The following is a 20,251-nucleotide window of genomic DNA, read 5'->3' as shown; positions in this document are numbered from 1 at the left end:
TCAGGACAGCTGCGCCGGCGCCCCCGGCCGGTGCGTCTCGCGGATGAGGACGATCGCCACCAGCGAGATCACCGCGACGACGACCATGTAGACCGCCACCGGCGTCGACGACCCGTAGCCCTGCTGCAGCGCGGTGGCGATCAGCGGGGCGAACCCGCCGCCGAGGACCGCGCCGACGGCGTAGGAGAACGACGCGCCGCTGTAGCGGTAGCGGGCCTCGAACATCTCGGCGAACAGCGCCGACTGCGGGCCGTAGGACAGGCCGAGACCGGCCGTCAGCACGACCACCGCCAGGACCATCGCCGCGAACGAGGTCGTGTCCAGCAGCAGGAAGAACGGCACCGGCCAGACCACCAGCATCACCGAGCCGACAAGGTAGGCCCGCTTGCGGCCCACCCGGTCCGACCAGATCGCTCCGGCCACGATGCTGACCAGCCAGCTCAGCGAGCCGATGATCACGACGACGATCATGGTGTTGCGCGGGACCTCGAGCACCTGGGTCCCGTAGGACAGCAGGTACGCCAGGAAGATGTAGCCGATCGCGTTGTTGGCGATGAAGCTGACCGAGGCCAGGACCAGCTCCCGCGGACGCTGCGCGAACACCTCCAGGATCGGCGCGCGGCTGCGGGACCGGTTCTCGCGCAGCATCGCGAACACCGGGCTCTCCTCGACCCGCAGACGGATCACCAGCCCGACGACGACGAGCAGGATCGAGAGCAGGAAGGGGATCCGCCAGCCCCACGCCGCGAACTGCTCGGGCGTGGTCACGTTCGACACGACGAGGAACACCAGCTGGGCCAGGATCAGCCCGGCCGGGACACCGATCTGCGGGAACGAGCCGTAGCGGCCGCGCCGGCCGGGCGGGGCGTGCTCGACCGACATCAGCGCGGCGCCGCCCCACTCACCGCCCGCGGAGAGTCCCTGCAGCAGGCGCAGCACGACCAGCAGCACCGGCGCGGCCACGCCGATCTGCGCGTAGGTGGGCAGCAGGCCGACGCCGACGGTCGCGAACCCCATCAGCAGCAGCGACGCCACCAGCATCCTCTTGCGCCCCAGCCGGTCCCCGAAGTGGCCCCAGACGATGCCGCCCACGGGCCGGGCGACCAGCCCGACGCCGAGGGTCGTGAAGGCGGCCAGCGTGCCCGAGGCCGCCGACATCGTCGAGAAGAACTGGCTGTTGAACACCAGGGCGGCGGCCGTGGCGTAGATGAAGAAGTCGTACCACTCGATCGTCGTGCCGATCGCGCTCGTCGCGGCGACCCGGCGCACCTGCGACGGCGACGATCCGGTCGTGTCGGCGACGGTGCGCGGGCCGGCCCCCTGGCCGGCGGCGTGCTGGTCGGACATGCGGGCGCTCCCCCCTCGCCGGCACCGCGGTGTGCCGGTCCGCGGATACTGTGCACCGAACGTCCGGTCGGGTAAAGACGGTTCCGGACATTCGTCGCGCATCGACGGCGGTCGCACCTCCCGTGCCGCTCGCCGCACGGCCGGGTTCGGTCGTCGTCCCGGTGAATCCCCCGGACCCGACATTCCGGCACGCTTCGCTACCGTCCGGTGAGGACACGCGATCCGGTCCCCCGACGGGCAGGGATTCCCCCGATCCCACGCTCCCCCGCAGCCCGCCCGGACGCGTGCCGGAGGAGAACGTCGTGCCCCGACACCGCCACCGGCGGGAACAGGCCGCGATCCGTCCCGGGTTGCGCCACGTCGCCACCGCGGCCGCCGTCACGAGTGGCGCGCTCGTCGTCGTCACGCCGATGGCCGGGCTCGGCCCGGGCCCGGCCGAGGCGGAGCTGCGGCTCGCCGCCGACAGCACCGGAACCCTCGACGACGCCCTCGACGGTGGCAGCCGGAGCGCGGACCTCCTCGACGGGATCGCCGAGCCGGTGGCGGCCGCGGCGGCCGTCGACACACCGCGTACCGAGCCTGTCCTCGGCGCGGAGATCGTGCGTGACGCGGGCCTGCTCGACGCGACCGCCGACGCCGGCCGGGCCGCGGCCGACGAGGCCGAACGCATCGCCCGGGAGGTCGCCGACCGGGCCCGGCTCGGCGGCACCGGGTCCTGCGACGTCGACACCGACGACCTCGGCTCGGTGAAGAGCTGGGTCTCCGACGCCGCGGAGTTCCTCGCCTGCGCCTACGACGAGCCGGAGCTGATCGGCGTCGCCCAGCGCGCCAACGCCTCCGACCACCCCACCGGGCACGCGCTGGATCTCATGGTCCGCGGCGAGAAGGGCGACCGCATCGCCGACTGCGCCCTGGCCAACGCCGACGAGCTCGGCGTGAAGTACGTGATCTGGGAGCAGGCGATGAACGACGGCTCCGGGTGGACCGAGATGTCGGACCGCGGCGACGACACCGCGAACCACTACGACCACGTGCACATCTCGTTCGAGAAGAGCGCGGGTTCCGGCGACCCGGACCTCGGCCGCTGCGCCTGACGGTGGGCGGGGCGGACCCCGCCCACCGCGGCGTCCTCAGAGCCCGATCTTGGCGGGCCGCCCGTCCTGCAGGTGCCGGATCGCGGCGACCGCCGGCCGCGGCTGGGCGGGGCCACCGTCCGGCCAGTGCGACGCCGGGGCCTCCGGTGAGGCGTCGTCGACGTCGCCCGGGTGCTGCACCGAGACCAGCACGAACGTCTCGGTGACGACCGGACCGCAGCACTCGGAGCCCACCGGGACGCTGGCGAACAGCCGCGTCGACCCGCGCTGCGGGCCCTCGAGCACGACGCCGTACAGCCCGTCGTTGATCTCCAGCGCCTGTGTGGAGTCGGTGGAGACCCACAGGTTGCCGTAGGGGTCGAACGCGACGTTGTCCGGCGAGGTGATCGGGCTGACCTGGGACTTGTCGAAACCGCCGAAGTACGTCGACGGGTCGTCCGGGTTGCCGCAGACCAGCAGGATGTTCCAGCCGAACTTCGTCGCGGCGGGGTCGTCGCCGGACTCGGTCAGCTCGATGACGTGGCCGTGCTGGTTGTCGACGCGGGGGTTCGGCTCGTCCGCGCCGGCCTCGCCCGCCTTGCCGCGGTCGGAGTTGTTGGTGCAGGCGATGTAGACCTTGCCCGTCCTCGGGTTCGGCTCGACGTCCTCGGGACGGTCCATCTTGGTCGCGCCGACCTTGTCCGCGGCGAGCCGGGTGAAGACGAAGACGTCCGCGACGCTCATCCCGGCCACGTAGGACTTCGTCGTGGAGGCGAGCGGCTTCCACTCGCCGCCGCCGTCGAACTGCCCGTCGCGGGGCAGCGCACCGTTCCCGGTGATCTCCGCGGCCGGGCTGTTGCCGGTGAAGACGGCGACGTACAGCGTGCCCGACGCCAGCAGCGTCGCGTTGTGCTCGCGCGCGGCCCGGCTGTCGCCCTTGCGCATCTTCTTGTCGGACACGAACTTGTAGACGTAGTCGAAGCGCTCGTCGTCGCCCATGTAGACGACGGGGCGGCCGTCGTCGGTGAGGGCGACGGTGGCGCCCTCGTGCTTGAACCGGCCCAGCGCGGTGTGCTTGACCGGCTTCGACGACGGGTCGTGCGGGTCGATCTCGACGATGTAACCGAAGCGGTTCGCCTCGTTCGGCTCCTTCGCCAGGTCCCAGCGCGGGTCGACGCGCTCCCACTTCCGCTCGGAGCCGCCCTCCTCCAGGCCGTAGCGCTCCAGCCGCGGATCGGTGACCGGACCGGAGGCGAAGTAGCCGTCGAAGTTCTCCTCGCCGGACAGGAACGTGCCCCACGGGGTCGTCCCGCCCGCGCAGTTGCCGATCATGCCGAGCACGGCGCGGCCGGTCGGGTCGGCCTTCGTCCGCAGGACCTCGGCCCCGGCCGCCGGACCGTCGAGCACCATCTCGGTCTCGGCGGTGATGCGCCGGTTGAGCTTCCCCGCGCGGTCGTAGTGCATCTCCCCGGTCTTCAGGTCCCGGGTGACCTCGACGATCCCGCCGCCGTGCGCGGCGATGCCGATCCGGATCTGCTCCTCGGTGGGCGCGTCCTCGTCGTACCCGCGGAACATCAGCGGCTCGAGCGTGTACTCGTGGTTGGAGAACATGACGTAGCGCTTCCCGGCGCCGTCGATCGGCAGGATCCCGCAGAAGTCGTTGTTGTAGCCGAACTGGCGGGCCTGTGCCGCTGCGGTCTGGTTCTCGAAGTCGAACTCCGGGGCGTCGGGGAACATCGGGTCGCCCCAGCGGATGACCACGTTGCTCGCGTAGTCCTTCGGCACCCGGATGGTGTCGTCGAGGTTCGGCGGGACGGTCTCGTAGCGCAGCCCGCGCGGCGGCTCGGCCTGCGCCGCGGCCGGGGCGGCCGCCGCACCGAGGGGGTGCGCCGGGGTGGGGGCGGGGGTACCGGCCGAGGCGGTGCCGGCCAGCGCGGCGCCGGTGCCGGCGGTCAGGCCGAGGACCGCACCCGCACGGAGCATGCCGCGGCGGTCGAGCACGGTCTGCAGGACATCACCGAAGTACCCGTTCGACGACATGTTCGGCTCCGGCTTCGAGCACGCGTCGCCGCACTTGTACCGGCAGGTCAAGCCCTGGCGGCCGGGCCGGAGCCGGTCGATGACGGGGAGCGTGCGGCGGGCGCCGGCCTCGGGGGCGTCGCCGGGGCAGCAGTCGGCCACGGTCGTTCTCCTGGGGGTCGTGGTGGGAGGGCGTCGGCGGACGACGTCACGGTGGGTGTCGTCCGGTTCCTCCGCATCACAGCAGTCCCGTCCTCCGTACGGGTGAGGAGAAGGTGGCCGCCGGGTGAACGACCTCCGGGCAGGCGAGTGGGCTCGGCCACGTGCGGCGCCCCGTCCGCCCTTGACACGGCGAGAGCCAGCCCGTTCCATGAACGCGAATTGCGAAATGGCAATTTCGCCATGCGGAACTCAAGGGAGAGTTGCATGACCTCACCTCGCCGGCGCCGGTTCCCCTCACTGTTCGTCCAGGTGTTGATCGGGATCGCCCTGGGGATCGCCACCGGTCTCGCCTTCCCCGGGTTCGGCAGCCTCCTGGCACCGCTCGGCGAGGGCTTCATCAAGCTGATCAAGATGGTCGTGGCGCCACTGATCTTCCTGGTCATCGTGACCGGGATCGCCAAGGTCGGGAGCATGAGGGCGCTCGGCTCGATCGGCGTGAAGGCTCTCGGCTGGTTCACCGTCGCCACGCTGTCCGCGCTGACGCTGGGCCTCGTCGTGGGCAATCTCGTCCAGCCGGGTGCCGGCATGAACATCGATCCGGCCACCCTCGACGCGAGCTCACTGGAGTCGCAGACCCAGGGCGAGCACCTGCCCGGTGGGGTCGAGTTCGTGCTCGGCATCATCCCGACCAGCGTCTTCAGCGCGTTCGCCGACAACAACCTGCTCCAGGTCCTCCTGTTCGCGCTCCTCTTCGGGGTCGCACTCGCAGCGGTCAGCAGCAGCGCGCCCCCGGTGCTGATGGACGTCATCGACCAGACCCTGCACGTGATCTTCAAGATCGTCGGCTACGTGATGTACCTGGCACCCCTCGGTGCGTTCGGCGCGATGGCGGCCACGGTCGCCGACTACGGCGCGGGCTCGCTCACGTCGTTCGGCATGCTGGTCCTCGCGGCCTACGGCTCGGCCGTCGTCTTCATCGTGCTGCTGTCGACCGTGGTCTGGCTGATCACCGGGGTGAACGCGTGGAAGTTCCTCCGCTACTGCAAGGACGAGTTCATGCTGGCGCTCGGCACCGGCTCCTCCGAGGCGGTGATGCCGAGGATCATCTCCAAGCTCACCGGCGCCGGGTGCGATCGCGCGGTGGTCGGGCTCGTCGTCCCCACGGGGTACTCGTTCAACCTCGACGGCGCGGCGATCTACCTGTCGCTCGCGATGATCTTCCTGTCCCAGGCGGTGGGCGCCGACCTGACGCTCGGTCAGCAGATCGTCGTCCTCGGGATCCTGATGCTCAGCTCGAAGGGCATGGCCGGTGTCCCCGGCTCCGCCTTCGTCGCGCTGTCGGCGACGGCGGCCGCGGTCGGCGCGTTCCCGGTCGCGGCGGTCGCGCTGCTGCTGGGCGCGGACCGCCTCATGGACTCGATGCGGGTGTTCACCAACCTGCTCGGCAACTGCCTCGCGACCTTCGTCGTCGCGCGGTGGGAAGGGATGCTGGACCGCGACCGGATGCGCGCGGTGCTCGACGGCCGGGCACCGGTCGACGACGAGCACGAGGACGGCGCGCCGGAGCCCGCCGGGGCCTCGGACACCGGCCCGCCGCGCGTGCCCGCCCCACAGCCCGCCGACGAGGTGCGACGGTGACCTCCGGCGTCCCCGCGCGACCCCCGTCCCCGACCGAGGCAGGAGCCTTCGTGACCGAGCAGAGCTACTACCGTCCGACCGGCGGGCTGCCGCCGCAGACCCAGCTGCTGACCGACCGGGCGATGTTCCGCGAGGCCTACGCGGTCGTCCCGCGGGGGACGAACTCGGACATCGTCACCAGCTCGCTCCCGTTCTGGACCGGGACGCGGCTCTGGGTACTGGCGCGCCCGCTGTCCGGGTTCGCCGAGACGTTCTCCCAGTACATGATGGACGTCGCGCCGCACGGCGGCTCCGACCGCCCGGACGACGACCCGGCGGCGGAGTCGGTCCTGTTCGTGACCGCGGGGACGCTGACGCTGCGGATCGGCGACCGCGCGTACGAGCTGGGCGCCGGCGGGTACGCCTACCTCCCGCCCGGCGGGAACTGGACCGCCTGGAACCACGACGGTGCCGAGCACGCGCACTTCCACTGGATCCGGAAGCGGTACCAGTACGTCGACGGGATCGAGCCGCCCGAGGCCTTCGTGACCAGCGACGCCGAGGTCGAGCCGGTGCCGATGCCCGACACCGGCGGGACCTGGAGCACGACCCGCTTCGCCGATCCGGCGGACCTGCGCCACGACATGCACGTCAACATCGTGACCTTCGAGCCGGGCGGCTGCATCCCGTTCGCGGAGACCCACGTGATGGAGCACGGGCTCTACGTCCTCGAGGGGAAGGCCGTGTACCGGCTGAACGAGGACTGGGTCGAGGTGCAGGAGGGCGACTTCCTGTGGCTGCGGGCCTTCTGCCCGCAGGCCTGCTACGCGGGTGGCCCGGGGCGCTTCCGGTACCTGCTCTACAAGGACGTCAACCGGCACATGCCGCTCGGCCCGGTCCGCTGAGGACCTCACCGCGCGGGGCGCGGGTGCGCGGGCCGGGGCGGGAATCCTCCACGCGCCCCGGCCCGGCTGGTCCTCGTCCGGCGCCGGTCCCTCAGACGATGCCCTGGCGGGCGGCGGTGTAGACGATCTCGGTGCGGCGCCGGACCTCGAGCTTGTCGCGCAGGTTCCGGACGTGGAACTTCACGGTGGCCTCGGAGATCCGCAGCCGGCCGCCGATCTCGCGGTTGCTCAGCCCGACGGCCAGCAGCCGCAGCACCTGGTTCTCCCGGTCGGTCAGCAGCGAGGTCTTGCACAGGTCCGCGCCGGCGGCCGGTGCCGCGGGGGCCGGCTCGCGCAGCACCTGCAGCGGACCGGCACTGGTGGTGCCCGGGTCGAAGACGCCCTCACCGCGCAGCACCGAGCGCAGCGCGCGGACGATCTCCGGGGTGTCGGCGCCCTTGCGCAGGTAGCCGTGCACACCCAGGCGCACGGTCCGCATCATCGACTCGCGGTCCCGGCACCCGGTCAGCACCAGGATCCGCACCCCGCGACAGCGCTCGAGCAGGGCGCGCACGAGGTCGAGGCCCGGGCGCTCGTCCCGGCCGAACTCGATGTCGACGATGATCGCGTCCGGGCGGGTCCGCTCGGCGGCCATCAGCGCGTCACGCGGGGAGGCGGCCTCCCCGGCCGGTGCGAGATCCGGCTCGGCGGTGAGCAGGGCCCGCAGGCCGTGCCGGACCACCGGCTCCGAGTCGACGACCAGTACGCGCGCCGCCCGGCGGATCGTGTCGGCACCCTCGCCCCCGCGGACCGGCAGATCGGTGGCCTCTCGAACGGCTTCGAGCGTCATCGCTGTCCTCCGGGTGCGTCGTCGCGGACCGCCTCCGTGGCGGTCGCGGGCAACCGTAGGGAGGGTTACGTTGCCCGCACGTTGCGCACGGAGGGCGGCCCGGGGCCGTCGCCGGGCGATGGGGCAACCGGCGATCAGCAGGTATGCTCGCGATCCCGGTCCGAGAACCGTGGGTGGCGGACCCGCAACGCTGCGGGAGACCGTGCATGACGAGGACGCCCTGCGCGTCCCCGGCCGGAACGGGAGGCGAGATGCTCGATGCGGACAACGGCGCGTCGCCCGAGGAGCTCGTCGCGGACGCGAACCGGCTGCGCCGCATCTACGACGACGGCCTCGGCACCGGTGGCGCGACCGGCAGCCCTCGACCGGTCGTGTCGGACTCCTGGCAGCGCAGCCTCGCCGCCCGCGTCGATCCGGAGAGCAGGCTGCCACCGCTCGTGTACCGCGCCGACGAGCTGCGCGACGTCCGGGAGCATCATCCGCTGCACTCGGTGATGCCGTTGCTGCGCACCACGCTGGTGAGCATCGCCGACGAGGCGATGCACCTCATGCTGGTGACCGACGCCGACGGCCACGTGCTGTGGCGGGACGGTGCGCACGGGCTGCTGCACTCCGCCGACGACGTCGGGCTCTGCGAGGGCACCCGCTGGACCGAGGACGCGATCGGCACCAACGCGATGGGCACGGCGCTCGCCCTCGACGAGCCGGTCCGCATCCACTCCGCCGAGCACCTCGTCCGGACCTACCACGACTGGACGTGCGTGGCCGCGCCCGTGCACGACCCCGACACCGGCGACACCATCGGCGCCGTCGACATCTCCGGGCCCCTGCACACGGTGCACCCGGCCCTGGTCCAGCTCGTCACCGCGACCGCGCAGCTCGCCGAGAACCAGCTGCGCGTGCGGCTGGCGATCGCCGACGAGCGGCTCCGGGTCAAGAACATGCCGCACCTCGCCGCGCTGCGGGGCGCCGAGGGCGCGCTGCTGTCGGCGTCCGGCCGGGTGATCGCGAGCGAGCCCTACGGCCGGTTCCCGGAACGGGTGCGGCTGCAGGAGGGCGTCGACCGGGTCCGGCTCGGCGACGGCCGGGAGATGGCCGTCGAGGCGCTGCCGGAGGGATACCTCCTGGTGACACCGTCGCGGCGGCGGGGCCGGGTCGTCGCCCGGACCGAGGAGGTCCCGCAGCTGGCGCTGCGGTTCACCGGGGGCTCCGGGCCGCGGATCACCCTGGACGGCACCGAGAGCGCGGCGACGCTGCGCCCGGCCGAGATCCTCACCGCGCTGGCACTGCACCCGGACGGGCTGTCCGGCGAGCAGCTCACCCTGATGCTCTACGGCGAGGACGGCAACCCGACGACGGTCCGCGGCGAGATCCACCGGCTGCGCGCCTCGCTGGGAGCGGACCTGCTGCTCACCCGCCCGTACCGGCTCGCGGCCGAACCGGACGCCGACTTCCTGCGGCTGCGGGTCGCGCTGCGGGAGGGCCGGGCGTCCGACGCGCTCGCCACCTGCCACGGCGAGCTGTTGCCCCGCTCCGACGCCCCGGCCGTCCGCGAGCTGCGGGACGAGCTCGTCGCCGGGCTGCGGCACGCGGTGCTCGCCGCCGACGACACCGAGCTGCTGCACCGCTTCACCGGGCACCCGCTCGGCGCCGACGATCTCGAGGCGCACGAGCGGCTCCTGGAGCTGCTCGTGCGCGACGACCCGCGCCGCGCCGCCGTCGCCGCCCGGCTCGAGCGGCTGCTCGACTGAGGACCGTCCCCGCTCAGGGCTGCGTGGCGAGCGGGCTGTCCGGCTCCGGCTCCAGCTCGCCGGCACGCCACAGCGCGGCGTAGCGGCCGCCGGCACGCACCAGCTCGTCGTGCGGTCCCTCCTCGACGATCCGCCCGCCCGCGAGCACGACGATCCGGTCCGAGCGGCGGGCCGTCTGCAGCCGGTGCGCGACGACGAACGCCGTGCGCCGCTGTGAGACCCGCTCCCCCGCCGCGAGCACCGAGGCCTCGGTCGCCGGGTCCAGCGCCGCGGTCGCCTCGTCGAAGATCAGCACGTCGGGCTCGACGAGTTCGGCGCGGGCCAGCGCGACGAGCTGCCGCTGCCCGGCGGACAGACCCTGCCCGCGCTCCCCGACCGGCGTCCGGAACCCCGACGGCAGCGATCGCACGAGATCGAGCGCGCCCACTGCGCGGGCCGCGTCCTCGATCCGCTCGGGCGACGCGTCGGGCCGGCCGTAGGCGATGTTGGACGCGACGTCGCCGGTGAACAGGTGCGCCTCCTGCGGCACCACCCCGAGCCGTGACCGGTACCCGGCGAGCGGGTAGCGGCGGACGTCGACGCCGTCGACCCGGACCTGTCCCTCGCCGGTGTCGTAGAACCGGGCGAGCAGCTTGATCAGCGTCGACTTCCCGGCACCGGTCGCCCCGACGAGCGCGACGGTCTCGCCCCCCGCGACGCGCAGGGACACGTCGTCGAGCGCCGGGGTGTCGACACCGGGATAGCGGAACGTCACGTGGTCGAGCTCCACGTCGCCGCGCAGCCGGTCCGGCACCGGGGCCGGGTCCTCCGGACGGTCCGGCACCGAGGTGGGGGTGCGCAGCAGGTCGGAGATCCGGTTCAGGCCGACCCGGGCCTGCTGGTAGCCGTCGAACACCTGGGAGAGCTGCTGCACCGGCCCGAAGAACAGCGTCAGGTACAGCAGGAACGCGGTCAGGATCCCGGCGGTGATCTCCCCCGAGACGATCATCATGCCGCCGACGCCGAGCACCACCGCGCCCGCGACGTCGGACAGGAACGCGACGAACGGGAAGTAGAGGGCGATGTAGCGCTGCGCGCGCAGCCGGGAGCGGCGGTACGCGTCCGAGCGCTCGCCGAACCGGTCGTAGCTCAGCTCCTCGCGGACGTAGGCCTGCGCGATGCGCACGCCGCTGACGTTCTCCTGCAGGTCGGCGTTGACGACGCTGACCCGTTCCCGCGCCTCGGCGTAGGCCCGCGAGGAGAACCGGCGGAACACGACCGTGCCGAGGACGAGCAGCGGCAGCAGCCAGCCCAGGGCGATGAGGGCGAGCTCGGCGTCGGTCGCGACGAGTGCCACCGCGACGCCGCCGATCGTCAGCACGCTGACCACCGCCTGCGCCAGCCCGGTCTGCAGGAACGTCGACAGCGCGTCCACGTCGGTCGTCATCCGCGTCATGATCCGGCCGGACAGCTCGCGCTCGTAGTAGTCCAGCCCGAGCCGCTGCAGGTGCGCGTAGCTGCGCAGCCGCAGCAGGTAGAGCAGGCTCTCGCCGGCCCGCGCGGTGACCAGTGTCTGGAACCCCACGACGACGGCGTCGGCCAGCACGATCAGCAGCCCGGCCAGGGCGGCGATCAGCAGCACCCGGCCCGAGGTCCCCACGATCCCGGAGTCGACCGCGACCCGGGCGATGCTCGGCAGCGCCAGGGTGGCCAGCGCGTCGGCGGCCATCAGCGCGACGCCCAGCACCAGCAGCCGGCGGACCGGGCGGAGCAGCGACGAGAGCCGGAACTCCGGATCCGGTGCCGTCGGGTCCCCCTCACCCCGCAGCCGCGGTGACTCGTCCGCCGGTGGCAGCTTCGCGACGGCGTCGAGCAGTTCCGGGGTGGCACTGATCCCGCCGGCCCAGCCCGCGGCCCCACCGCCGGCCTCCCGGCCGAGTGCGCGGTCCGGGTCCTCGGGGTGGTCCACGTCGGGCCAGAGGTCCGGGGTGGCACCCCCGGTCGGTGCCGTCGCGCCGTTACCGGACACCACGCCGTTCCCGGGGGCGAGGGCCGGGGCCTCCGCCTGCCCGGAGCCCCCGAGCTCGTCGGCGGGTCCGGTCGCCAGCAGCTCCCGGAACAGCGCACAGCGGCCGCGCAGCTCGTCCTCGGTGCCGAGGTCGACCACGCGGCCGCGGTCGAGCACCGCGATCCGGTCGGCCAGGGCGAGCGTCGAGCGCCGGTGGGCGACCAGCAGCGTCGTCCGGTCGGCCGTCAGGTCGTGCAGCGTCGCGTGGATCGCCGCCTCGGTGGCGGTGTCGACCGCGGACGTCGCGTCGTCGAGCAGCAGCACCCGGGGACGGGTGAGCATGGCCCGGGCCAGCGCGATCCGCTGACGCTGCCCGCCGGACAGCGTCAGCCCGCGCTCGCCGATCTCGGTGTCGTACCCGTCGGGGAGCTCCTCGACGAACCCCGCCACCTGGGCCGCCTCCGCGGCGGCCCGGATCTCGTCGTCGCTCGCGTCGGGCCGGCCGTAGGCGATGTTGTTCCGGATCGAGTCGGAGAAGAGGAAGGCCTCCTCGAACACCACACCCAGCTCGGCGCGCAGGTCGTGCAGGCGCAGCTCGCGCAGGTCGGTCCCGCCGATCCGCAGGCTCCCCGCCTGCGGGTCGTAGAACCGGGGCAGCAGCAGGGCGACCGTCGACTTGCCCGATCCCGGCGGCCCGACCAGCGCCAGCGTCTCCCCCGGTTCGACGCGCAGCGACAGGTCGTCGAGCACCGGATCGGGAGCGGCGTCCCCGTCGGGCCCGGACCCGGCGGGCTCGTAGCCGAACCGGACCCGGTCGAGCTCGACGGTCAGCGGGCCCCCGGGCAGCTCCCGCGGGCGGTCCGGGTCCACGATCCCCGGCTCGGCGTCGACGATCTCGTAGACCCGCTCCGCGGCGGCCCGGGTGAGCTGGCCGGTGACGACCAGCGCGCCGATCAGCCGCGCCGGGCCGACGAGCATCCCGACGTAGGTCGTGAAGGCCAGGAAGGTGCCGAGGTCGATCGACCCCTGCGCGGCCATCCAGCCACCGACGCCGATCACCGCCACCTGCCCGAGGCCGGGCAACGCGAGCAGGGCCGGGTTCAGCCGCGCGGTGAGACCGGCCGCACGCAGCCGCTCACCGTAGAGCCGGTGGGCGCGCCCCTCCAGCGCCGTGATCTCGCGCGACTCCTGCCCGAAGCCCTTGACCACCCGGACCCCGGTGACGGTCTCCTCGACCTGCTGGGCGATCTCGGCCGCCCGCTGCTGGGCGGACCACGTGGCGGGGAAGAGCGTGCGGCGGATCCGGTTGGTCGCGAGGAACGCCAGCGGCAGCATCACCAGCGCGATGACCGTCAGCAGCGGCGACAGCCACAGCATCGCCGACACCGCGACGACGACGAGCACGACGGTGCCCGCCGACAACGGCACCATCGACAGGAAGCCCTGCACGAGCTGCAGGTCGGAGATCGACCGGGACGCGACCTGCCCGGTGCGCAGCCGGTCCTGGCGGACCCCGTCCATCCGCTGGACCGCGGCGAACACGGCGCGCCGCAGGTCGTGCTGGACGTCCAGCGCCATCCGCCCGCCCAGATAGCGACGGACGAAGGCACCACCGAACTTCAGCACGCCGAGCACGAGCAGGCCCGCCACCACGGGCGTGAGCACACCCGGGTCCCCGCCGACCACACCGTTCACGCCCTCGCGGATCAGCAGCGGGCCGACGGCCTCCAGCCCGACCCCCGCCATGGACGCGACCAGCGCGCCGACGGTGACGCGACGGTGCTTCAGGCAGGCTCCGGCCAGACGGCGGATCCAGCCCGGGCGGGAGGGAGCGGTGGATCGGGACACGGGATCAGGCTATGCCCGCCCCCCGACAGTCCCGCGCCCGGCGAGGCGGGTGCCCCTCAGGTGATGTCGCGACGCCCGCCGACGACGACCGCCAGCGCCACCCCGGCGACCGCCCAGGCGGCCAGGACGAGCAGTGCGACCCAGCCCGGCGGCGGGGCGCTCACCCCGGCGAGGAACTCCAGCACCGTCCGCGCGTCCGTCCCGGCCGCCGAGACCGGCGCCTCGTACAGCGCGAGATCGCCGGCGTTGCCCGGGAGGAACGGGGTGATGCGGGCGAACACCGACGGGTCCCCGGACGGCGAGCCCCCGGCCTGCAGGGCCGCGGACACCACGTTCTCGCCGATCAGCAGGTAGCCCACGGTCAGCGACACCGCGCCGGGCTGGTTCGGCACCAGCGTCCCGACGGCGACACCGAGCACGCCCCACAGCGCGCAGACCAGCACGCCGACCGCGCCCAGTCCGGCCAGCTGGCCCCAGGTCGGCAGCTGCTGCCCGCCCAGCACGGCGCCGCCGAGCAGCGGCCCGAGCACCGCGACCACGAGCCCGTACGCCGCGGCGACGACGGCCGCGACCACGACCTTCCCGCCGAGCACCTGTATCCGTGAGCCGGTGAGGAACGCGAGCGTGATCGTCCGGTGCCGGTACTCGCCCGCGGCGAGCAGCGCGCCGAACGCCGCGCCGATGATCGCGGTCATGCTCAGCGCCGAGGCCAGCCCGGTGAGCATGAGGATCGCCGAGGTGTCGGTCGCGGCCGGGACGAGCAGCGTGATCAGGCTGCCGAACAGGCTCATCGCGAGCGCCAGCAGCACCACCGGGATCAGCAGCAGCCACCACAGTCTCGTCGACAGTGTGCGCCGGACCTCGCCGGAGAGCACCGCGGTCCAGCGGTGCGGAGCGCCGAGCTTCATGCCGCCTCCCCACCCGAGAGCAGGCGCAGGAACATCTGCTCCAGACCCACCCGCTCCTCGGTCATGCCGTACACGGCGACGCCGGCGGTGAGCGCCAGGTCGCCGACCCGGACCGCGTCGGTCCCGCCGACGGCCAGCCAGCCGTCGTCGATCTTGTCGACCTCGGTCAGTCCCTCCGCGACCAGCGTCTCCGCCAGCCTCGCGGGGTCCGCCGCCCGCACGAGCACCCGGGCGCCGTGGCCGGCCCGCAGCTCGGAGACGGCCCCGTCGAACCGGCAGCGGCCGCGGTCGATGACGACCAGCCGCTGCGCCATCAGCTCCATCTCGGCGAGCTGGTGCGACGACACGATCACGCTGCGCCCGGACGCCGCGAAGGCGTTCACGAACGAGCGCAGCCAGGCGATGCCGTCCGGGTCGAGGCCGTTGCCGGGCTCGTCCAGGACGAGGATCCGGGGATCACCGAGCAGCGCCACGGCCAGCGCGAGCCGCTGGTTCATGCCGAGCGAGAAGTCCCCGGCCGGACGGTCGGCGGCAGCGGCCAGGCCGACCAGCCCGAGCACCTCGTCGACCCGGGAGTCGGCGACACCGATCGCGGCCGCAGCCGCCCGCAGGTGGGCCCGCGCGGTGCGCTTGGGGTGCACCCCCTGCACCTCGAGGACCGCGCCGACGACCTTCCCCGGCGACTCCAGCTCGGCGAACGGCACGTCGTCGATCAGTGCCCGGCCGGACGTCGGGACGACCAGTCCGAGGATCATCCGCAGCGTCGTCGTCTTGCCCGACCCGTTCGGGCCGAGGAACCCGGTCACCGAGCCCGGCTCGACGGTGAACGACAGGTCGCGCACCGCCTCGACCGGCCCGAACCGCTTGCCCAGCCCCTCGACGGTGATCCGCCCGGGCTCGGCGGGTGCAGTCTCCTGCACGTGGGCCTCCCGCATGGTCGCGTGGCTGTGCCCGGGCGTTCCCGGGTGCCGCGTGCCCGGCCATCCTGACCCAGTACCGGATCCACCCGGGAACCGGGGCCGTGAGCGGGACGCATACGGCCGACCGGCCCTGGCGGGAGCGCGACGAAACGGACAGGATGACCCGCGTCACATGCTCAGAGCCGAGCCGTCCGGGAGTACCCGTCGTGATCGATCCGAACAGCACCGTCTCGTCCCTGCTGCGCACGCACGCGGCCGGACGCCCGGACGACGAGGCGTTGCGCTTCGGCGACGTCCGCCGGACCTGGTCCGAGCTCGACGAGCGGGTGCGCAGGCTGGCGTCCGCGCTCCGAGCGGAGGGGATCGGCCCCGGCGACCGGGTCGCCGTCCTCGATCTCAACCACCCGTCCTGCCTGGAGCTGTCCCTGGCCTGCGCGCGGATCGGCGCGGCGAACGCGGTGGTCAACTTCCGGCTGGCCCCGCCGGAGATCCTCTACGTGATCGACGACGCCCAGGCGCGGCTGCTGTTGGTCGGGCCGGAGTTCGCCGCGGCGGCCGCGCAGCTGCGGGACCGGATGAGCTCGGTGCGCCGGGTGCTGCAGGTGGGCGGTGAGGCGGACGAGTACGAGGCGTTCCTCGCCGCGGGCGATCCCGACCCCGAGCCCTACGACGCCGCGCCCGGCGAGTGCTTCGTGCAGCTCTACACCTCGGGCACGACCGGCTTCCCGAAGGGCGCGATGCTCACCCACGGCGCGATGCTCGCGCACGCCGCCCACGTCACCGCCGACTTCGGGCTGACCCCGTCCGACGTCGTGCAGGTCGCGATGCCGCTGTTCCACGTCGGCGGGACCAGCTACGCGTTCGTCGCGCTCGCGCAGGGCGCGCGGATCGTGATGGCCCGGATGCCCGACCCGGCCGCCCTGCTCGACATGGTCGCGGCGGAGCGGATCACGCACACGTTCTGGGTGCCGGCGCTGATGGGCGCCATGACCCAGGTGCCCGGCGCGGCGGACCGGGACTACTCGTCGATGCGGGCCATCTCCTACGGCGCCTCGCCGATGCCGCTACCCGTCATGCGCGCCAGCCTGGAGCTGTTCGGACCCCGGCTGCACCAGGTGTACGGGATGACCGAGGCCTGCGGCGTGGTCAGCTCGCTCGGGCCGGAGGACCACACCGACCCGGCCGTCGCCCACCGGCTCGTCTCGGCCGGGAAGCCGATCACCGGCGTGGAGATCGAGGTGCGCGACCCCGCGACCGGCGACCCGGTCCCGACCGGCGAGCAGGGTGAGATCTGGGTGCGGACCGACCAGCTGATGAGCGGGTACTGGCGCAAGCCGGACGCCACCGCGTCGGCGGTCACGGCCGACGGCTGGCTGCGGTCCGGCGACGGCGGGCACGTCGACGCCGACGGCTACGTCTACGTCACCGACCGGATCAAGGACATGATCGTGTCCGGTGGGGAGAACGTGTACCCGGCGGAGATCGAGCGCGTCCTGGCGGAGCACCCGACGGTCGGCGACGTCGCCGTCATCGGTGTCCCCGACGAGCGCTGGGGCGAGGTGCCGAAGGCCTGCGTGGTCGCCGCGCCGGGCGCGACGGTCGACGCCGACGGCCTCCTCGCGCACGCCCGCGCGCACCTCGCGTCGTTCAAGGTCCCGAAGTCCGTCGACGTCCTGGAGGAGCTGCCGCGCAACCCGACCGGCAAGATCCTCAAGAAGGACCTGCGGGCGCCGTACTGGGCGGACCGGGAGCGCTCCACCGTCTGAAAATGAGACACGCCGAAACTTGACTCGTTCCAGAAACGACGGCAGGCTCGCAGCCGTGTCGACCGATTCGGACCACGAGGGCATGCTGCGCGGGGCCGCGCTGCGTGTGACGCGCCCTCGGGTGGCCGTTCTGCACGCCGTGCACGATCATCCGCACGCGGACACGGACTCGATCATCCGGGCCGTGCGGAACGATCTCGGCGAGGTGTCCCACCAGGCCGTCTACGACGTCCTGAAGGCCCTCACCGGCGCGGGACTCGTGCGGCGCATCCAGCCGACGGGCTCCGTCGCCCGCTACGAGGCACGGGTGGGGGACAACCACCACCACGTCGTCTGCCGGTCCTGCGGGGCCATCGCCGACGTCGACTGCGCCGTCGGCGCAGCGCCCTGCCTCACCGCCTCCGACAGCAGCGGCTTCGTGATCGACGAGGCCGAGGTCGTCTACTGGGGACGGTGCCCCGACTGCTCCACCACCACAGAACCCGGAAGGATTTCCCGTGTCTGACGAGAAGGTAACCGTCGAGGGCGAGCTGAACAGGGAGGAGGACGGGGGCTGCCCGGTCGCCCACGGCCGCATCCCGCACCCCACCGAGGGTGGCGGCAACATCGACTGGTGGCCGAACCAGCTCAACCTGAAGGTCCTCCGCAAGCACCAGCCCGCGTCCGACCCGTTCCACGGCGAGTTCGACTACGCGGCCGCGTTCGCGACCGTCGACCTCGACGAGCTGGCCCGCGACGTCGACGCGGTCATCACCACCTCGCAGGACTGGTGGCCCGCCGACCACGGCAGCTACGCCGGGTTCTTCATCCGGATGGCCTGGCACTCGGCAGGCACCTACCGGACCTTCGACGGCCGTGGCGGCGCCGGCGCCGGCATGCAGCGCTTCGCCCCCCTGAACAGCTGGCCCGACAACGGCAACCTGGACAAGGCCCGCCGTCTGCTGTGGCCGGTCAAGCAGAAGTACGGCCGCACCGTCTCCTGGGCCGACCTGATGATCTTCGCGGGCAACCGCGCGCTGGAGGTCTCGGGCTTCACGACCTTCGGCTTCGCCGGTGGCCGCGCCGACGTCTGGGAGCCGGACGAGGACGTCTACTGGGGTGCCGAGACGACCTGGCTCGGCAACGAGGCGCGCTACGGCGGCAGCACCGACGTCGCGCACCGCGAGCTGGAGAAGCCGCTCGGCGCCTCCCACATGGGTCTGATCTACGTCAACCCGGAGGGCCCGGACGCCAACCACGACCCGGTCGCCGCGGCCCGCGACATCCGCGAGACCTTCGGCCGGATGGCGATGAACGACGAGGAGACCGTCGCGCTGATCGCCGGCGGCCACACCCTCGGCAAGACCCACGGTGCGGCGAACCCCGACGAGAACGGCAACGTCGGTCCGGAGCCCGAGGGCGCCGACATCACCGAGCAGGGTCTCGGCTGGAAGCAGAGCTTCGGTTCCGGCAAGGGCCGTGACGCCATCACCTCAGGTCTGGAGGTCACCTGGACCCGCACCCCGAACCGGTGGAGCCACGACTTCTTCGACTTCCTCTTCAAGTACGAGTGGGAGGTCGAGAAGTCCCCGGCCGGCGCCTGGCAGTACGTCGCCAAGGACGCCGAGGCGATCATCCCGGACCCGGAGGAGGGCTACCCGGCGCGCAAGCCGACGATGCTCACCACCGACCTCTCCCTGCGGTTCGACCCGATCTACAAGGAGATCTCGCTCCGCTTCCGGGACAACCCGCAGGAGTTCGAGGACGCCTTCGCCCGCGCCTGGTACAAGCTGACCCACCGCGACATGGGTCCGCGTGAGCGCTACATCGGCGCCTGGGTCCCGCAGGAGGAGCTGCTCTGGCAGGACCCGGTCCCGGCCGTGGACCACGAGCTCGTCTCCGCCGACGACGTCGCGTCGATCAAGGCGAAGGTGCTCGAGTCGGGCCTGTCGGTCTCCGAGCTGGTGTCGACGGCGTGGGCCGCGGCCTCGTCGTTCCGCACCTCGGACAAGCGGGGCGGCGCCAACGGCGGCCGCATCCGCCTGGAGCCGCAGCGCAGCTGGGAGGTCAACGACCCGGCCCGGCTCAACACCGTGATCTCGAAGCTGGAGTCGATCCAGGCCGACGTCAACGGCTCGCTGTCCGGCGGCAAGAAGATCTCCTTCGCCGACCTGGTCGTCCTCGCCGGCGCCGCGGGTGTCGAGAAGGCCGCCAAGGACGCCGGGCACGACGTCACCGTGCCGTTCGTCCCGGGCCGCACCGACGCGACCCAGGAGCAGACCGACGTCGAGTCGTTCTCCTACCTGGAGCCGACGACCGACGGGTTCCGCAACGTCCTGGGCAAGGAGAACCGCCTCCCGGCGGAGTACCAGCTCGTGGACCGCGCGAACCTGCTCGGCGTCACGGCGCCGGAGCTGACCGTGCTGGTCGGCGGCCTGCGGGTGCTGGGCGCGAACACCGGTGGCAACACCGCCGGCGTGCTCACCGACAAGCCGGGCACCCTGACCAACGACTTCTTCACGACCCTGCTCTCGGCCGGGATCGAGTGGAAGTCCGTCGCCGGTGACGACGACGCCTTCGAGGCCGTCGACACCGCCACCGGCCAGAAGGTGTGGACCGGCACCCGTGCCGACCTGGTGTTCGGCTCGAACTCCGAGCTGCGCGCGGTCGCCGAGGTCTACGCCAGCGCCGACGCCGGCGACAAGTTCGTCCAGGACTTCGTCGCCGCGTGGGACAAGGTCATGACGGCCGACCGCTACGACATCTGATCGTCGCGTAGCTCCACACGACGCCCGGGCCCGGTCCTCACCGGCCCGGGCGTCGTCGTGTCCGGGCCCGCCCCACCGATCCGCCCCGCGCCGGTCCCGCCCCGGTCCGCCCCGCGCCGGTCCGCCCCGCGCCGGTCCGCCCCCGCCGGTCCGCCCCCCGCCGAGATGCAGCCCAGCGTCGTCCGGTGATCGACAATTCGCGCTCGTGCGCATCTCGGCGGGGATGCTGCGTGCCCGGATCAGCTCCCGGGAGGGTCCGGGATCGTCGGGCTGTGACGGGTCCGTGCGGGCGAATGGCGCGCCATGCACCCGTCGGCATCGGGCCCGGGTTGACGGCGTGCCACTCGTGGGGTGCTCCGGCCGGCTCGCGGG

General features: G+C 73.0%; 13 protein-coding genes. 7 read left to right on the top strand and 6 right to left on the bottom strand.

What is annotated here, in order from left to right:
* On the bottom strand, positions 1 to 1,347 hold the full coding sequence (locus AD017_RS18615) for an MFS transporter (protein ID WP_060574955.1): 1,347 nt from the start codon (positions 1,345 to 1,347) through the stop codon (positions 1 to 3).
* Between the two features lie 302 nt (positions 1,348 to 1,649).
* Here AD017_RS18615 and AD017_RS18610 point away from each other — a divergent pair, with 302 nt between their 5' ends.
* On the top strand, positions 1,650 to 2,441 hold the full coding sequence (locus AD017_RS18610; RefSeq protein ID WP_145982532.1) for a hypothetical protein: 792 nt from the start codon (positions 1,650 to 1,652) through the stop codon (positions 2,439 to 2,441).
* A 36-nt stretch (positions 2,442 to 2,477) separates the two neighbouring features.
* Here AD017_RS18610 and AD017_RS18605 read toward each other — a convergent pair whose 3' ends face one another.
* Complete coding sequence (locus AD017_RS18605; RefSeq protein WP_227012856.1) at positions 2,478 to 4,460, bottom strand: PhoX family phosphatase; 1,983 nt, start codon at positions 4,458 to 4,460, stop codon at positions 2,478 to 2,480.
* Positions 4,461 to 4,865: 405 nt separating this feature from the next.
* On the opposite strand from AD017_RS18605, the gene AD017_RS18600 reads away from it, so the two are divergent.
* The gene (locus AD017_RS18600; protein WP_050802354.1) at positions 4,866 to 6,239 is read left to right on the top strand and encodes a cation:dicarboxylate symporter family transporter; all 1,374 of its coding nucleotides are present in this window, start codon (positions 4,866 to 4,868) and stop codon (positions 6,237 to 6,239) included.
* Between the two features lie 50 nt (positions 6,240 to 6,289).
* Positions 6,290 to 7,123 carry a bifunctional allantoicase/(S)-ureidoglycine aminohydrolase gene (locus AD017_RS18595; protein WP_060576465.1) on the top strand — a complete coding sequence of 278 codons (834 nt, stop codon included), beginning with the start codon at positions 6,290 to 6,292 and terminating at the stop codon, positions 7,121 to 7,123.
* A gap of 91 nt (positions 7,124 to 7,214) precedes the next feature.
* Here AD017_RS18595 and AD017_RS18590 read toward each other — a convergent pair whose 3' ends face one another.
* Complete coding sequence (locus tag AD017_RS18590) at positions 7,215 to 7,952, bottom strand: response regulator transcription factor (protein ID WP_010229523.1); 738 nt, start codon at positions 7,950 to 7,952, stop codon at positions 7,215 to 7,217.
* A 251-nt stretch (positions 7,953 to 8,203) separates the two neighbouring features.
* Here AD017_RS18590 and AD017_RS18585 point away from each other — a divergent pair, with 251 nt between their 5' ends.
* Positions 8,204 to 9,703: a helix-turn-helix domain-containing protein gene (locus AD017_RS18585; protein WP_010229524.1), complete on the top strand. Its 1,500-nt coding sequence runs from the start codon at positions 8,204 to 8,206 to the stop codon at positions 9,701 to 9,703.
* 13 nt (positions 9,704 to 9,716) lie between these two features.
* Here AD017_RS18585 and AD017_RS18580 read toward each other — a convergent pair whose 3' ends face one another.
* Genes AD017_RS18580 through AD017_RS18570 form a run of 3 tightly spaced genes read right to left on the bottom strand, consistent with a single transcriptional unit; the run spans position 9,717 to position 15,366 of the window.
* Entirely contained in the window at positions 9,717 to 13,538 is a 3,822-nt protein-coding gene (locus tag AD017_RS18580) for an ABC transporter ATP-binding protein (RefSeq protein ID WP_060574952.1), read from the bottom strand.
* A gap of 56 nt (positions 13,539 to 13,594) precedes the next feature.
* On the bottom strand, positions 13,595 to 14,446 hold the full coding sequence (locus AD017_RS18575; protein ID WP_010229528.1) for an ABC transporter permease: 852 nt from the start codon (positions 14,444 to 14,446) through the stop codon (positions 13,595 to 13,597).
* The gene (locus AD017_RS18570; protein WP_029239507.1) at positions 14,443 to 15,366 is read right to left on the bottom strand and encodes an ATP-binding cassette domain-containing protein; all 924 of its coding nucleotides are present in this window, start codon (positions 15,364 to 15,366) and stop codon (positions 14,443 to 14,445) included. Before AD017_RS18570 ends, AD017_RS18575 begins: the two co-directional genes overlap by 4 nt.
* 206 nt (positions 15,367 to 15,572) lie before the next feature.
* Here AD017_RS18570 and AD017_RS18565 point away from each other — a divergent pair, with 206 nt between their 5' ends.
* Genes AD017_RS18565 through katG form a run of 3 tightly spaced genes read left to right on the top strand, consistent with a single transcriptional unit; the run spans position 15,573 to position 19,879 of the window.
* On the top strand, positions 15,573 to 17,132 hold the full coding sequence (locus AD017_RS18565; protein ID WP_060574951.1) for a long-chain-fatty-acid--CoA ligase: 1,560 nt from the start codon (positions 15,573 to 15,575) through the stop codon (positions 17,130 to 17,132).
* Between the two features lie 55 nt (positions 17,133 to 17,187).
* On the top strand, positions 17,188 to 17,637 hold the full coding sequence (locus tag AD017_RS18560) for a Fur family transcriptional regulator (protein ID WP_010229533.1): 450 nt from the start codon (positions 17,188 to 17,190) through the stop codon (positions 17,635 to 17,637).
* On the top strand, positions 17,630 to 19,879 hold the full coding sequence (katG, locus tag AD017_RS18555; RefSeq protein ID WP_010229536.1) for a catalase/peroxidase HPI: 2,250 nt from the start codon (positions 17,630 to 17,632) through the stop codon (positions 19,877 to 19,879). The genes AD017_RS18560 and katG overlap by 8 nt, the downstream gene beginning before the upstream one ends.
* The last annotated feature ends 372 nt before the right edge of the window (positions 19,880 to 20,251 follow it).

It is taken from the genome of Pseudonocardia sp. EC080619-01, from assembly GCF_001420995.1.
Classification (GTDB): Bacteria; Actinomycetota; Actinomycetes; order Mycobacteriales; family Pseudonocardiaceae; genus Pseudonocardia.
This window is presented reverse-complemented; position numbering and strand designations above follow the sequence as displayed.

Excerpts from the sequence above, each read along its gene's own strand:
- AD017_RS18590 (WP_010229523.1), bottom strand. The coding sequence starts at position 7,952 with ATGACGCTCGAAGCCGTTCGAGAGGCCACCGATCTGCCGGTCCGCGGG.
- AD017_RS18575 (WP_010229528.1), bottom strand. The coding sequence starts at position 14,446 with ATGAAGCTCGGCGCTCCGCACCGCTGGACCGCGGTGCTCTCCGGCGAG.
- AD017_RS18600 (WP_050802354.1), top strand. The coding sequence starts at position 4,866 with ATGACCTCACCTCGCCGGCGCCGGTTCCCCTCACTGTTCGTCCAGGTG.
- AD017_RS18585 (WP_010229524.1), top strand. The coding sequence starts at position 8,204 with ATGCTCGATGCGGACAACGGCGCGTCGCCCGAGGAGCTCGTCGCGGAC.
- AD017_RS18605 (WP_227012856.1), bottom strand. The coding sequence starts at position 4,460 with ATGTCGTCGAACGGGTACTTCGGTGATGTCCTGCAGACCGTGCTCGAC.
- AD017_RS18615 (WP_060574955.1), bottom strand. The coding sequence starts at position 1,347 with ATGTCCGACCAGCACGCCGCCGGCCAGGGGGCCGGCCCGCGCACCGTC.